A 14,006-nucleotide genomic window follows, 5' to 3' on the forward strand; every position below is an offset into this window, starting at 1 on the left:
GTCACACAGGGGCATGAACGGCTCGGCGGAGCCGGTGGGCGAGGGAAGCGGGGAAAGGGGGCGGGCAGATGGTGACCGAAGGGGACGGAATCGACACGGGGGACATTCCCGATGACCTGACCGCCGCCGAGGCCGGCATGTGGCAGGCCTTCCGCAACGGCAGCGTGTACGACCTGAGCAGCGGGGACTCGGTCGTCGACGACCCGCACGGCGGTCATCCGTGGGGCGCGGCGCGGACCGTGCGGGCCCGGATCGTCGCCTGGCTGCTCCTCGACGGGCCGCCCGCGCTGGCCGGCCGGGTGTCCTGCCTCAAGCTGGTCGGCGTGCAGATCAACGGCAGCCTGGACCTGGCGGGCGGCACCGTGGTGCCGTACGTGGAACTGCAGCGCTGCCGGTTCGAGCAGGACGTCCTGCTGCCGGAGGCGCGGTTCGCGACCCTGCGCATGGTGGACTGCTCGGTGCCGCGGCTGGAGGCGGCCCGGCTGCACACCGAGGGCGATCTGCATCTCCCCCGCTGCCGCTTCCACAACGGCGTCCGGCTCACCGACGCGCACATCGGCACCGACCTGCTGCTCAACCAGGCGATCGTCTACCGCGACCGCACCGGCCGCTCGGTCTCCGCCGACGGGCTGAGCGTCGGCCAGGACCTCCAGGCGGAGTTGCTGGAGTCGCACGGCGAGCTGAGGCTGCGCAGCGCCCAGATCGGCGTGTCGCTGAGCCTGCGCGGGGCCCGGCTGACCAACCCGTACACCCGGTTCGCGCTGAACGCGCCCCAGCTGACCGTGGAGCGCTCCCTGTACCTGACGCCCGCCGGGGTGGGCGGCCAGGCGCTGAGCGGGACGACGCCCGCGCGCGGGACGCGGGTCCAGCGGTTCGAGTGCCGGGGCGGGGTGCGCCTGGACGACGGGCGGTTCGGGGACGCCGTGGACCTGGAGCAGGCGCGGTTCTCCTTCACGGAGGAGCAGGAGCTGTCGCTGCGCCGGGTCCAGACGCCCGAGCTGCGGTTCCTCGGGGAGAGGCCGCAGCGCGGGAAGGTGGTGCTGTCCGGCGCCCGGGTGATCAACCTGGTGGACCGGGCGAGCGCCTGGCCGGGCCCCGGCAATCTGCACATGGGCGGTTTCGCGTACGAGAATCTGGTGCCGCAGGGCCCGTTCCCGCTGGCCGCGCGGCTGGAGTGGGTGGCCGCCGCGACCGCGGAGTACGCCCCGGAGCCGTACGAGCGGCTGGCGACGGTGCTGCGGGCGGGCGGCGAGGACGAGGACGCCCGCGAGGTGCTGCTCGCCAAGCAGCGCCGCCGCCGGGAGACGCTGCCGCCCGCCGCCAAGCTCTGGGGCTATGTGCAGGACTTGACGGTCGCCTACGGGTACCGGCCGGGCCGGGCGGCGGTGTGGATGGCGGTGCTGTGGGCGGCGAGCTCCCTGGCCTTCGCCAACGCCCCGCATCCCCCCGTCGACCGCGACGGGCACCCGCCCTGGAACCCGGCCCTGTTCACCCTCGACCTGCTGCTGCCGGTGATCGACCTGGGCCAGGTGGGCCAGTGGCAGCTCACCGGCGGCTGGCAGTGGCTGTCGACGGCCCTGATCCTGCTCGGCTGGATCCTGGCGACGACGGTGGCGGCTGGGGCGACACGGCTGCTGCGGCGGGGGTGAGGCCCTGGACCGTGAGCACTGAACAGATGTCACCTTTTACGTTTCCTTGACCTGACGGCGTACAACTTTCCCGAGGTTGCCCGCTCCCTCTGGCGCAACCCGACCTGCGCCTTTTCAATGGGCCGCACGATGGCTCTGCTGCCCCCCTTCATCCGCGCCTCCCGGATCTCCCGGCCGGCCCGGACCGCCGCCCCCCACCACCCCGGCGCCGGGCTCCCCGCCGACGACGAGGTGCTTCTCGACGTGCCCGACGACCGGCTCGGACCCGCGTTGGTCGCGGCGGGCCGGGGTGCCTACGCGCCGGCCGCCGAGCTGCTGTCCCGCACCCGGGAGCGAGCCGAGTGGGAGTACCGCGACCGGTACGTGACCCGGCTCGCCTCCTTCGCCCGCTCGCGCGACGAGTGGTTCGCGGAGTGGCGCGCGGCCGCTCCGCGCGACCCGGACGTGCTGCTGCTCTCCGCCCAGCTCGCGGTGGAACGCGCCTGGCGCTCACCTGCCCGGGCGGAGCTGCTGCGCGAGGTGAGCCCGCTGATCACCGCGGCCGCGCAGGCCGACCACCGCGACCCCGTGCCGTGGCGCATCGCCCTGGACCACGCGCGCGGCACCCGGGCCGGGCACAAGTACCTCGGCGAGCTGTGGACGGCAGCCGTGCGCCGCGCCCCGCACCACTACGGCTGCCATGTGGCCGCCAAGCGCTACCTCGCCGAGTCCTGGCACGGCTCGCACCGCGAGTGCTTCGACTTCGCCGACCGGGCGGCACAGGACGCCCCGGCGGACTCACTGGTCCAGGCTCTCCCCGCCCGGGCGGCCTTCGCCTACCTCACCGACGGCTGCGGCCCGGACGTCCCGCGCGAACGGCTGGACGCGGCGGCCGACCGTGCCGTCGCCCTCTCCGCGCGCTTCCCGTCCCTGGACCCGTGGCCGGCCGAGATCCGCAACCTGCTGGCGTACGTCCTCGTCCGCCTCGGCCGGCTCGACGACGCCCTCGTCCAGCTGCGCCTGATCGGCCCGTACGCCACGTCCTTCCCCTGGGACCGGCTGTCCGACGACCCGCTCGGCCACTTCCTCGCGGTGCGCGAGGACGTGCGCGCGGGGAGGCCCGTGACGGGCCCGTGGCATCCACGAAATGGTCACGGCGACCGAGCGCACCCGGACGACCACTAGGCTTCTGCGCCGTGACCACCGTCCGTCTGCCGCTCTTCCCCCTGAACACGGTGCTGTTCCCGGGGCTCGTGCTTCCGCTGAACGTCTTCGAGGAGCGCTATCGCGCCATGATGCGCGATCTGCTCAAGACACCCGAGGACGAACCGCGCCGTTTCGCCGTCGTCGCCATCCGCGACGGCCACGAGGTCGCGCCCAGCGCCCCGGGCCTGCCCGACCAGACGGCGCTGCCCGAGCGCGGCCCGGCGGCCGGCTTCGGCGAGGACGCCCTCAAGGCGTTCCACGGCACCGGCTGCGTCGCCGACGCGGCCACGATCCGCGAACGCGCCGACGGGACCTTCGAGGTCCTGGCCACCGGCACGACCCGCGTACGCCTCCTCTCCGTGGACGCCTCGGGCCCCTTCCTCACGGCGGAGCTGGAGGAACTCCCGGAGGAGCCGGGCGACGGGGCGGGAGCGCTGGCGGAGGGCGTCCTGCGGGCCTTCCGCCAGTACCAGAAGCGCCTGGCGGGCGCCCGGGAACGCTCCCTGGCGACGGGCGCGGACCTGCCCGACGACCCGTCCGTGGTCTCGTACCTGGTGGCGGCGGCGATGATGCTGGACACCCCGGCCAAGCAGCGCCTCCTGCAAGCCCCCGACACGGCCTCCCGCCTCCGGGACGAGCTGAAGCTCCTGCGCTCGGAGACCGCGATCATCCGCAGCCTGCCCTCGCTGCCCGCGTCGGAGCTGACGCACGGGCCGACGAGTCTCAACTGACGTCCCGACCACCTGAAGGCGCTCACGAAGCATGGCGAAGAAGCCGAAGAAGCAGCAGTCCGGCGGCACCCCCGCCACGGTGGCCCTGGCCTCGGCCGGCGTGGACTTCACGCTCCACTCCTACGACCACGACCCGGGCCACCCGTCCTACGGCGAGGAGGCCGCCGAGGCGATGGGCGTCTCGCCCGACCGCGTCTTCAAGACCCTGGTCGCGGACGTGGACGGCACCCTCACCGTGGCCGTCGTCCCGGTCGCGGGCACCCTGGACCTCAAGGCCCTGGCCTCGGCGGTGGGCGGCAAGCGAGCGGCCATGGCCGACCCCACCCTGGCCGAGCGCGCCACGGGCTACGTCCGCGGCGGCATCTCTCCCCTCGGCCAGCGCAGGAAACTCCCCACGGTCCTCGACGACTCGGCCACGGCCCACCCCACGATCTGCGTCTCGGCAGGCCGCCGGGGCCTGGAGGTGGAGCTCTCCCCCACCGCCCTGGCCGAACTGGCGGAGGCGGTCCTGGCGCCGATCGGCCGCGGCTGAGTCCGCCGGGCGACCCGCGGCACACCGCGGGCGCCGGCCGAAGCACCCGTCCCGTCGGGCGGGCGAGGACGAGACGCCGTCAGGCCGGGGCAGGCGGCACCCCGCCTACGCCGTCAGGCCGGGGGCGGGCGGCACCCCGCCGCCAGGACGTGTTTCGCAGCGTCGTCCGCCCGAAGGGCGGGCCCGGCGGCGTCCGGTCCGTGCGAGCGCAAGGCGGAGCGCCGTCCTGATCAAGGGCGTACCGGGGACGATCCCGGCAAAGCGGATGGAGGTCCCCCCGCTGCGGGAGTGCGTGCCAGGCGTCGCCGGGCGGACGGGCCTCTCGCGACAGGCCCTCAGGTGAGCGGCGCCCCGTAGGAATCCTTGGGGACCGGCCCCTGCGGCACGTGCTCGGGGTCCCGGGGGCCGAACAACGCCGTGAGCCCCAGATGGACCAGCAGCGCGGCCAGCGACCAGGCCAGCAACGCCCCCTTGGCCCCGAGCTTCAGCGGCGCGGAGAAGGTCACCCCCTTGCCCGCGGCCTTGGCCTGCGCGATCACGTCCGAGCCGGGCCCGAGCCACACCCCGAGCCGCCACCCCAGCACCGACCCCAGCAGCCCGCCGACCATCAGCGCCACCACCAGCGGCACACCGCCGCGCCGCCGCCAGGCGAACACCGCCCCCGCGCTCACGGCCCCGAACGCCAGCGCCAGCAGAGTGAAGGTCCCGTCCACCCCGATCGCCTGCTCCCCCTCGGTGTCCTTGAGGTAGACGACCCACTGCCCGCTCACCACGTCACCGACCAGCGGCACCGACGGCGCGAGCCACTTCCACAGCAACCCGAGCAGAGCCCCGGCCAGCGTCACCACCACCGTGACCACGGCGGCTTCCCGCAACTCGGTCTTCATGCCAGGCCCGTCCTGTCCGTACACGGCGTCGTGCGGCGCGGCGGCCGCCACCCCCGCGTACCCGCCCGGCGAGGGCGGCCAGGCACCCTGCGGAGACGGTTCGTGCGGCGGCGGAGGCGGAGTCAGCGGTGCGGTCACCCTGACATCGTGCCAGGCCCGCCTGTGCGGCGCGTCACCGGACGGCGGCCCGGCGGTAGGCCCAGGTGGCGGCGGCCAGCGAAACGACGCCCACACCGGCGCACACGGCGAGGTCCCCGAGCACGAACGCCCAGTCGGGATCCGGTCCGAACGTCCGCGCGAACGCCTCGACCCCGTACGTCGAGGGCAGCAGATCCCGCGCGAACCGCACCGCCTCCGGCATCCGGTCCGGCGGCAGCACCCCCAGCAGCAGCGCCGCCGACATCCCGAGCTGCCCGAGCACGGTGGCCAGCTCCGGCCGCGGCGCGAGCAGCCCGAAGGCCGCGCCGAGCCCGGAGAGCGCGGCACCCGCCAGCGGGATGACGGCCGCGAGCACCCACAGATGCGTCAGCGGCAGTCCGAACAGCACGCACCCGAACACCGCCGTCACCAGCGTTCCGGGCACGGTGAAGGAGGCGTAGGCCCCCGCCGCCCCCAGCACCACGGCGGCGGGCGGCACCGGCAGCGTCGCGTAGTGGTCGAGGCCGCCGCTCGCCCGCAGCTGCCCGAAGTACTGCGCCAGCAGATTGAGCGCGACGAACGCGACGACGAGCACCGCCGAGCCGGCCACGACCGACTCCGCCTCGCTGCCGCCGTCCACGACGCCCCGCATCATGATCAGGATGCCGACCGACTGGAAGGTCGCCACGAACAGCAGCGGGATCCGCGCCACCCGCGCCCGGGACAGCTGCGCCCGGTACACGGCCACGAGCGACGGCCACAGCCGCGCACGGGGCGCCAGCTCGGCGGCGGCAACCCGGACGGTCTCGGTGACGGCCCGGGTGCTGCCCGGCAGAACCTCGGCGGGTACGACACTCACGTGGCGCTGCTCCTCTTCCCTACGGCTCTCACAGCGTCCCATACGGACACGAGGGCACCGTCTGATACGGCCCCGGGCCTCCCCGCGCTCACGCCCTCACCAGCCCCTGCCGCGCGGCCCCGCCCAGCGCCAGGTACACGTCCTCCAGGCTGGGCGTGGCGAGGGTGAAGTCGTCCAGGGCGGCGAAGGCGGCCCCGCCGGTGACGGTGGCGACGATCGCGCGGGCCTCGTCGGGGGCCAGCCGCAGCGTCCAGCGGCGCCCGGACTCCACGGCGCGCTCCCGCAGCGCGGCGACCTCGGGCACGTCCAGCGGCGCCCGCTCCCGCCACACCAGCTCGACCCGCACCTCGCCGGCCACCTGCTCCTTGAGCCCGGCGGGCGTGTCGCAGGCGATGACCCGGCCCTTGTCGAGGACGGCGACCCGGTCGAGCACGGTCTCGGCCTCGATGACGTTGTGGGTGACCAGGAGCACGGTCGTGCCCCGTTCGGCCCTGCGCCGGTCGACGGCGCTCCACACCGCCCGCCGCGCGACGGGGTCCATCCCGGTGGTCGGCTCGTCCAGCACCAGCAACGGCCGTTCCCCCACCAGGGCGGACGCGAAGCACGCCAGTCTCCGCTGTCCGCCGGACAGCTTGCGCAGCGGCCGCCCGGCGATCGGGGTGAGCCCCAGCTCGTCGAGGACGGCGTCCCGCTCCCGCCGGGCCCGGTGTACGTCGAGGCCGCGCAGCCGTCCGGTGGTCTCGGCGGCCAGGGAGACGGTGAGCTCGTCGAGGGCGGTGGACTCCTGGCCGAGGTAGGCGAGGATGCGCGCGGCCCGCTCGGGGTGGCGCACGATGTCGTGCCCGAGGATCTCCACACTGCCCGCGTCGGGCCGCATCAGCCCGGTGAGCTGCCGTACGAGGGTGGACTTGCCGGCCCCGTTCGGGCCGAGCAGCCCGAAGATCTCACCGCGCCGGATGTCCAGTTCCACGGCGTCGGTGGCGCGTACCTCGGGGGTCGCCGGGGTGCCGCGCCGGCCTCGTACCGCCGGGTAGGTCTTGGTCAGTCCGCGCACGGCGCACACGACCTGGTCCTCGTGCCGGATGGCCGATGCCGCGCGCGTACTCACAAGGGACGAGACTACGGGGTCGGGGCGGCCCGGTCGCCGTCGGGGGCGCCCCGAGTGCCCGGTTCGGCCCCCGTCAGTCCCCCGCGGGCGCGTGCTCGGCGGCGGTCCGGACGTCGACCTCGCGCCAGAAGCCCGCCCGGATGGCGTAGCGGTCGTGCTCGTCGATCTGGTCGTCCTTGTGCGCGAGCAGTCCGAAGCGGGCCGCGTACCGGAGCAGCTCGCCGTCGATGCGGTGCGGGATCCGCGGGTACATGCCGGACAGCTTCTGCAGATGGCTCTGGTCGCCGAGCCGCCCCATCCACCGGCGGGCGAAGACCTGCCCCACCTCGTACGGGTCGCCGCCGACGGTGGTGATGTCCTCCTCCCGGTCCGCCCACCGCTGCTCCGCCGTGGTCAGCTGCGCCAGCGTCGGCATGGAGGCGGCCTCGGGGGGCTCGGCGACGACACCGGGCCGGTCGACCCAGCCCCGGTCGGAGGACCAGCGCAGGGTCGCGGTGGCGGGGTGCTGGACCGGGTGGGTGCCGGGCGCGCGCAGGGCCGCCAGGTCCTTGGGGGTGGGGACCCCTTTGGGCGCGGGGACGCGCTCCTGCGTGCCGTCCCGGTCGTCGGAGGCCGCGGTGGTGTGCTCGGGCTCCTCGGAGGGGCGCTCGGCGGCGGGGGCGAGGCCGGCGTCGGGCAGCGGCGCGGAGAGGATCGCGGCGATCTCGGGCCGGGGCGCGGGCGGCGGCGCGCACACCCCGCCGAGCTCCTTGGCGCGTACGGCCTTGGTGATCCACGTACGATCCAGGACGCGCCGCTCGTCGGCCTCCGCGACCAGGTCCTCGGACTGGTTGTAGTCGCCGTCGGCGGCCTGGACGGCCCACAGATGGACGGCGACGCCGTGCTCCTTGGCGGCCATCATGCCGGGCAGCAGATCGCCGTCGCCGGTGACGAGCACGACGTCGGAGCAGGCGCGGTTGCGGGCCAGCTCGGTCAGCTCGGCGTGCATCGCGGCGTCGACGCCCTTCTGGGCCCACCGTCCGTCGCTGCGGGTCAGGGCGCCCAGCCGGACGGTGACCCGGGGCATGACCCGCAGCCTGCGGTGCTCGGGCTGGGGCACGCGGTCGGGGGCGCCGTCGAACCAGTAGATGCGCAGCAGCGGCCGTTCGGTGTCGGACTCGGCCTGTTCGCGCAGGCCCTGGACGAGGGCGGAGTGGTCGACGGTGATCCGGGATCGCGAGGGCTCTCCGGCGAGAAGGCTGGCGGCGGCCCCCAGCAGATACCCGGCGTCCACCAGGACGATGCAGCGGTCCACGCGACTCACCCTCTTCCCTGGAGGTTTGCTTCGGGCTTCCTTCGAGTCTGCCCGACCGTGCGGGGGTTAACGGCCCGAACTCGATCTTCGGCGTGGCGTTTCGGGGCGATCCGCTCCGAGAATCCCTGTCACGGACGGTAATTATCCGAAATGCGTCGTAAGTCAGCCTATGTGAATCTGGTCGCGGCCCTGGCCCCTAGATCCCCCACAGGAGGCAGATCACCATGGCCAAGAACAAGAAGCAGGATCGTAAGCAGCCGCAGTCCGAGCGTGGTCCGCAGCAGGCGCAGCACTCCTCGATGCAGGAGCAGGGCGAGCAGCAGATCGCGCAGGTGACTCCCGCGGACGTCGCCCGCAAGGGCCGGCAGAAGCGCTTCGGTCACAACTGACATCCGCGCGGCGGGCTGTTGCAGCCCAGGCACACCGAGGGGCGCGTCCGGATCCGGACGCGCCCCTCGCGTGGACCACCGCGGGTCCTCGTCAGCCCGCCAGGCAGGACGGCCCGAGCAGCACCTTGAGGTCGCCGAACAGCGCAGGATCGGGCTTGACCCGGTGCCGGTCCAGGCGCAGAACGGTCGTCCTGGTCGGCCCCTGGAGCTTGATCCGGACCTCGCTGTCACCCTTGTGGTGGGTCAGGATCTCGTTGAGCCGGCTGACCATCGGGGGGGTGACCCGGGTGGCCGGGATGGTGAGGACCACCGGCGCGTTGGTGCCCGCGGTGGACAGGTCGGGGACCATCAGCTCCATCGCGACCAGACGGGGCACGTCCTCGCGCTTGTCGAGGCGGCCCTTGACGAAGACCACGGCGTCCTCGACGAGTTGGGTCGACACCAGCTGGTAGGTCGCCGGGAAGAACATGCACTCGATGGAGCCGGCGAGGTCCTCCACGGTGGCGATCGCCCAGGCGTTGCCCTGTTTGGTCATCTTGCGCTGCAGACCCGAGATGATGCCGCCGATGGTCACCACCGCGCCGTCGGCGTGCTCGCCTCCGGTGAGCTGGGCGATGCCCGCGTCCGCCTTGTCGGACAGCACGTGCTCCAGACCGAAGAGCGGGTGGTCGGAGACGTACAGACCGAGCATCTCCCGCTCCTGGGCGAGCAGATAGGTCTTCTCCCACTCCTCGTCCGTGAAGACCACGTCGAGTCCGAAGCCGGGCTCGCTCGTCTGCTCCTCGCCCATCCCGCCGAAGAGGTCGAACTGCCCCTCGGCCTCCTTGCGCTTGACCGCCACCACGTTGTCGATCATCGGCTCGAACTGCGCGGTGAGGCCCTTGCGGGTGTGGCCCATGGAGTCGAAGGCGCCGGCCTTGATCAGGGACTCCGTCGTCCGCTTGTTGCAGACCACGGCCTCGACCTTGTCGAGGTAGTCGGGGAAGGAGGCGTACTTCCCCTTGGCCTTGCGGCACTTGATGATCGACTCGACGACGTTGGTGCCGACGTTGCGGACCGCGGACAGGCCGAAGAGGATCACGTCGTCGCCCTGGGCGGCGAAGTTGGCCTCGGACTCGTTGACGTTCGGCGGGAGCACCCGGATGCCCATGCGACGGCACTCGTTGAGGTAGATCGCCGACTTGTCCTTGTCGTCCTTGACGGACGTCAGCAGCGCGGCCATGTACTCGGCGGGGTAGTTCGCCTTCAGGTACGCGGTCCAGTACGAGACCAGTCCGTACGCGGCCGAGTGGGCCTTGTTGAAGGCGTAGCCGGCGAACGGGACCAGCACGTCCCACAGGGCCTGGATGGCCTCGTCGCTGTAGCCGTTCTTCTGGGCGCCGGACTGGAAGATGGTGAAGTTCTTCGCCAGCTCGTCGGGCTTCTTCTTGCCCATCACGCGGCGGAGGATGTCGGCCTCGCCGAGCGAGTAGCCGGCGATGATCTGGGCGGCCTTCTGCACCTGCTCCTGGTAGACGATCAGGCCGTAGGTGACGTCCAGGACCTCCTTGAGCGGTGCCTCCAGCTCGGGGTGGATCGGGGTGATCTCCTGCTGGCCGTTCTTGCGGAGGGCGTAGTTCGTGTGGGAGTTCATGCCCATCGGGCCCGGGCGGTACAGGGCCGACACGGCGGAGATGTCTTCGAAGTTGTCGGGCTTCATCAGCCGCAGCAGCGATCGCATGGGGCCGCCGTCGAACTGGAACACGCCGAGGGTGTCGCCGCGCTGGAGCAGTTCGAAGGTCGTGGGGTCGTCCAGCGGGAGGCCCAGGAGGTCGATGTCGATCCCCTTGTTGGCCTTCACCATCTTGACGGCGTCGTCCATGATCGTGAGGTTGCGCAGGCCCAGGAAGTCCATCTTCAGCAGGCCGAGCGACTCACAGCTCGGGTAGTCCCACTGGGTGATGGTCACGCCGTCGGTGTGCCTCACCCAGACCGGGACGTGCTCGGTGATGGTCTCGCTGGACATGATCACGCCGGCGGCGTGCACACCCATCTGCCGGACCAGGCCCTCCACACCGCGCGCGGTGTCGATGACCTTCTTCACGTCCGGCTCGTTCTCGTACATCGAGCGGACCTCGCCCGCCTCCGAGTAGCGGGGGTGGGCGGGGTCGGTGATGCCGGAGAGCGGGATGCCCTTGCCGAGGACGTCGGCGGGCATGGCCTTGGTGATGCGGTCGCCCATCGCGTACGGGTAGCCCAGCACGCGCGCGGAGTCCTTGATCGCGTTCTTGGCCTTGATGGTGCCGTACGTGCCGATCATGGCGACCTTGTCGGCGCCGTACTTCTCGGTCACGTACCGGATCACCTCGACGCGCCGACGCTCGTCGAAGTCGATGTCGACATCGGGCATCGAGATGCGCTCGGGGTTGAGGAACCGCTCGAAGATCAGACCGTGCGGGATGGGGTCGAGGTCGGTGATGCCGAGGGCGTACGCGACGATCGAACCGGCCGCGGAGCCTCGGCCGGGGCCGACCGCGATGCCCTGCTTCTTGGCCCACATGATGAAGTCGGCGACGACGAGGAAGTAGCCCGGGAAGCCCATCGAGATGATGGTGTCCATCTCGTACTCGACCTGCTTCATACGGTCGTCCGGGATGCCGTCGGGGAAGCGGCGGTGCATGCCGCGCATGGTCTCCTCGCGGAACCAGCTGACCTCGGTGTAGCCCTCCGGGATGTCGAACCGGGGCATGAGGTCGCGCTTCTCGAACATCCCGGTGGTGTCGATCTGCTCGGCCACCAGCAGCGTGTTGGCGCAGCCCTCCTGCCAGGCGTCCGAGGAGTCGATGGCGTACATCTCCTCCGTGGACTTCAGGTAGTAGCCGGTCCCGTCGAACTTGAAGCGGTCCGGGTCGGAGAGGTTCTTGCCGGTCTGGATGCACAGCAGGGCGTCGTGCGCGGTCGCCTCGTGCGCGTACGTGTAGTGCGAGTCGTTCGTCACCAGCGGCGGGATGCCGAGCTTCTTGCCGATCTCCAGGAGGCCGTCGCGGACCCGGTGCTCGATGTCGATGCCGTGGTCCATCAGCTCCAGGAAGTAGCGGTCCTTGCCGAAGATGTCCTGGTAGTCGGCGGCCGCCTTCAGTGCCTCGTCGTACTGGCCGAGGCGCAGCCGGGTCTGGAGCTCGCCGGAGGGGCAGCCGGTGGAGGCGATGAGCCCCTCGGACCACTTGGCGATGGTCTCCTTGTCCATGCGGGGCCACTTCTGCAGCCAGCCCTCGGCGTACGCGTCCGAGGAGAGCCGGAAGAGGTTGTGCAGGCCGGTCGCGTTCGCCGCCCAGATCGTCTTGTGGGTGTAGCCACCGGAACCGGAGACGTCGTCGCGCTTCTGGTGCGGCTGGCCCCACTGGATCTTGCGCTTGTTGCGCCGCGACTCGGGAGCGACATACGCCTCGATCCCGATGATCGGGGTGATTCCGGCCTTCTTCGCGGAGTGGTAGAAGTCGTACGCCCCGTGGAGGTTGCCGTGGTCGGACATGGCGATGTGGGTCATGCCCATCTCGTTGCACGCGTTGAACATGTCCTTCAGCCGCGCGGCACCGTCCAGCAGCGAGTACTGGGTGTGGACGTGCAGGTGCGTGAACGGCGGCTTTGACACGGCGTGGCCTCCAAGGGAAACACTCGACGACGGGCTGGGGGACAGTCCGGGGGTCAGCGTCGAAGTCTATGCCTCGCCACTGACACTCGGACCGCTTCCCCGCGTACCTTCACACCGGGGTCCGCGGGCACTTCCGCGCGGCTCCGCCCGTTGGAGACGACAGAAACGCTGTCGTACACGTCATGCACCAGGAGGCACCCGCGATGTCGGTCCCGCAGCTCAACGACGAGCACCGCGGCGAGGAGATCCTCGCCGTCTTCGACACCGCGTTCGGCGAGCTCCTGGCCGCCGACCCGGCCGCGTTCCGTGTGAAGTTCCGCAAGATGGCGGCCTCGGCGTTCGCCTTCTACCGGGGCACGGCGGCGCTCTTCTACCACGACCTGGACGGGGAGAAGCTGGGAGGCCCCTACCTCGACGAGCGCACCTCGCGCGTGTGGATCCACGGCGACCTGCACGCGGAGAACTTCGGCACGTACATGGACGCCACCGGCCGGCTGATCTTCAACGTCAACGACTTCGACGAGGCGTACGTCGGCCCCTTCACCTGGGACCTCAAGCGCCTCTCCGCCTCGATCGCCCTCATCGGCTACGCGAAGGCGCTCAGCGACGACCAGATCACCGAGCTGGTGCAGGTGTACGCGGGCGCGTACCGCGAGCGCATCCGCGCGCTGGCCTCCGGCGCCAAGAGCGACGAGGTACCGCCGTTCACCCTGGACACCGCCCAAGGCCCGCTCCTGGACGCGCTGCGCGACGCCCGTTCGCTGACCCGCTTCGGTCTCCTGGACTCCATGACGGAGATCCGCGACTTCGAGCGCCGCTTCGCGCCGGGCGGCGGCTCCATCGAGCTGGACGCGGCCACCCGCTACAAGGTGCTCGCGGCCTTCGACGGCTACCTGGAGACCCTGCCGGAGGCGTCCCTGTCCCGCCCCGACTCCTACCGCGTCAAGGACGTCGTCGGCCGCCGCGGCATCGGCATCGGCTCGGCCGGGCTGCCCTCGTACAACATCCTCCTGGAGGGCCACACCGACGCCCTGGAGAACGATGTCGTGATCTACATCAAGCAGGCCCAGACCCCGGCCGTCTCCCGTCACATCACCGACCCGGCGATCCGCGGCTACTTCCAGCACGAGGGCCACCGCACGGTGATCTCCCAGCGCGCCCTCCAGCAGCACGCCGACCCGTGGCTGGGCTGGACCGAGCTGGACGGCGCGGGCCAGCTGGTCGCCGAGGTCTCGCCGTACGCCGTGGACCTGGACTGGGGCGACATCGACGACCCGGAGGAGATCGCGGGCGTCGTCGCCGACCTGGGCCGCGCCACGGCGACGATGCACGCGGCGGCGGACGACACCTCCGGCGAGTCCCTGGTGCCGTTCTCCACCGAGCGGGCCATCGACGCGGCGATCGCGGCCGACGAGGAGGGCTTCTCCCCTCTCCTGGTGGACTTCGCACACAGCTACGGCGCACGCGCGCGTGCGGACCACCAGGTCTTCGTCGACCTGTTCCGCAACGGCCGGATCCCCGGTCTGTGACAACGGCTCGCTAACAGTCCGCCTTCTCACAGGGCCCCTTTAGGGGTCTCTTACGGGAGTGCGTGACAGACTTC

The 14,006-nt window shown here is 71.9% G+C and carries 11 protein-coding genes; 6 read left to right on the plus strand and 5 right to left on the minus strand.

The window, feature by feature from the left end:
* Positions 1-71: 71 nt before the first annotated feature.
* From ACFY30_RS21740 to ybaK, 4 genes are all read left to right on the plus strand, one after another.
* Positions 72-1,649: an oxidoreductase gene (locus tag ACFY30_RS21740; protein ID WP_390846851.1), complete on the plus strand. Its 1,578-nt coding sequence runs from the start codon at positions 72-74 to the stop codon at positions 1,647-1,649.
* Positions 1,650-1,766: 117 nt separating this feature from the next.
* Positions 1,767-2,813: a hypothetical protein gene (locus ACFY30_RS21745; RefSeq protein WP_390846805.1), complete on the plus strand. Its 1,047-nt coding sequence runs from the start codon at positions 1,767-1,769 to the stop codon at positions 2,811-2,813.
* A gap of 11 nt (positions 2,814-2,824) precedes the next feature.
* Positions 2,825-3,565, plus strand: a complete 741-nt coding sequence (locus ACFY30_RS21750) for an LON peptidase substrate-binding domain-containing protein (RefSeq protein WP_390846806.1) — start codon at positions 2,825-2,827, stop codon at positions 3,563-3,565.
* 31 nt (positions 3,566-3,596) lie between these two features.
* A complete protein-coding gene (gene ybaK, locus ACFY30_RS21755; protein WP_390846807.1) occupies positions 3,597-4,097 on the plus strand; it encodes a Cys-tRNA(Pro) deacylase in 501 nt (166 codons plus the stop codon).
* A 335-nt stretch (positions 4,098-4,432) separates the two neighbouring features.
* Here ybaK and ACFY30_RS21760 read toward each other — a convergent pair whose 3' ends face one another.
* The 4 genes from ACFY30_RS21760 to ACFY30_RS21775 form a co-directional block, all read right to left on the minus strand.
* Positions 4,433-5,122 (minus strand): DUF2567 domain-containing protein, encoded by a 690-nt coding sequence (locus ACFY30_RS21760; protein ID WP_390846808.1) that lies wholly within the window; start codon positions 5,120-5,122, stop codon positions 4,433-4,435.
* A 34-nt stretch (positions 5,123-5,156) separates the two neighbouring features.
* Positions 5,157-5,981, minus strand: a complete 825-nt coding sequence (locus ACFY30_RS21765) for an ABC transporter permease (RefSeq protein WP_390846809.1) — start codon at positions 5,979-5,981, stop codon at positions 5,157-5,159.
* 88 nt (positions 5,982-6,069) lie between these two features.
* Positions 6,070-7,044, minus strand: coding sequence for an ABC transporter ATP-binding protein (locus ACFY30_RS21770; protein ID WP_390846852.1), 975 nt, complete (start codon positions 7,042-7,044; stop codon positions 6,070-6,072).
* A 118-nt stretch (positions 7,045-7,162) separates the two neighbouring features.
* Complete coding sequence (locus tag ACFY30_RS21775) at positions 7,163-8,383, minus strand: NYN domain-containing protein (RefSeq protein ID WP_390846810.1); 1,221 nt, start codon at positions 8,381-8,383, stop codon at positions 7,163-7,165.
* A 224-nt stretch (positions 8,384-8,607) separates the two neighbouring features.
* On the opposite strand from ACFY30_RS21775, the gene ACFY30_RS21780 reads away from it, so the two are divergent.
* Entirely contained in the window at positions 8,608-8,772 is a 165-nt protein-coding gene (locus ACFY30_RS21780) for a hypothetical protein (RefSeq protein ID WP_390846811.1), read from the plus strand.
* A gap of 91 nt (positions 8,773-8,863) precedes the next feature.
* On the opposite strand, the gene dnaE is transcribed toward ACFY30_RS21780, so the two are convergent.
* On the minus strand, positions 8,864-12,403 hold the full coding sequence (dnaE, locus tag ACFY30_RS21785) for a DNA polymerase III subunit alpha (RefSeq protein ID WP_390846812.1): 3,540 nt from the start codon (positions 12,401-12,403) through the stop codon (positions 8,864-8,866).
* Positions 12,404-12,606: 203 nt separating this feature from the next.
* Here dnaE and ACFY30_RS21790 point away from each other — a divergent pair, with 203 nt between their 5' ends.
* On the plus strand, positions 12,607-13,932 hold the full coding sequence (locus tag ACFY30_RS21790) for a DUF2252 domain-containing protein (RefSeq protein WP_390846853.1): 1,326 nt from the start codon (positions 12,607-12,609) through the stop codon (positions 13,930-13,932).
* Positions 13,933-14,006: the final 74 nt, after the last annotated feature.

This window comes from Streptomyces sp. NPDC000345, from assembly GCF_042898825.1.
GTDB lineage: Bacteria > Actinomycetota > Actinomycetes > Streptomycetales > Streptomycetaceae > Streptomyces.

Coding starts and splice junctions, on each gene's coding strand:
- ACFY30_RS21790 (WP_390846853.1), top strand. CDS start 12,607: ATGTCGGTCCCGCAGCTCAACGACGAGCACCGCGGCGAGGAGATCCTC.
- ACFY30_RS21780 (WP_390846811.1), top strand. CDS start 8,608: ATGGCCAAGAACAAGAAGCAGGATCGTAAGCAGCCGCAGTCCGAGCGT.
- ACFY30_RS21745 (WP_390846805.1), top strand. CDS start 1,767: ATGGGCCGCACGATGGCTCTGCTGCCCCCCTTCATCCGCGCCTCCCGG.
- ybaK (WP_390846807.1), top strand. CDS start 3,597: ATGGCGAAGAAGCCGAAGAAGCAGCAGTCCGGCGGCACCCCCGCCACG.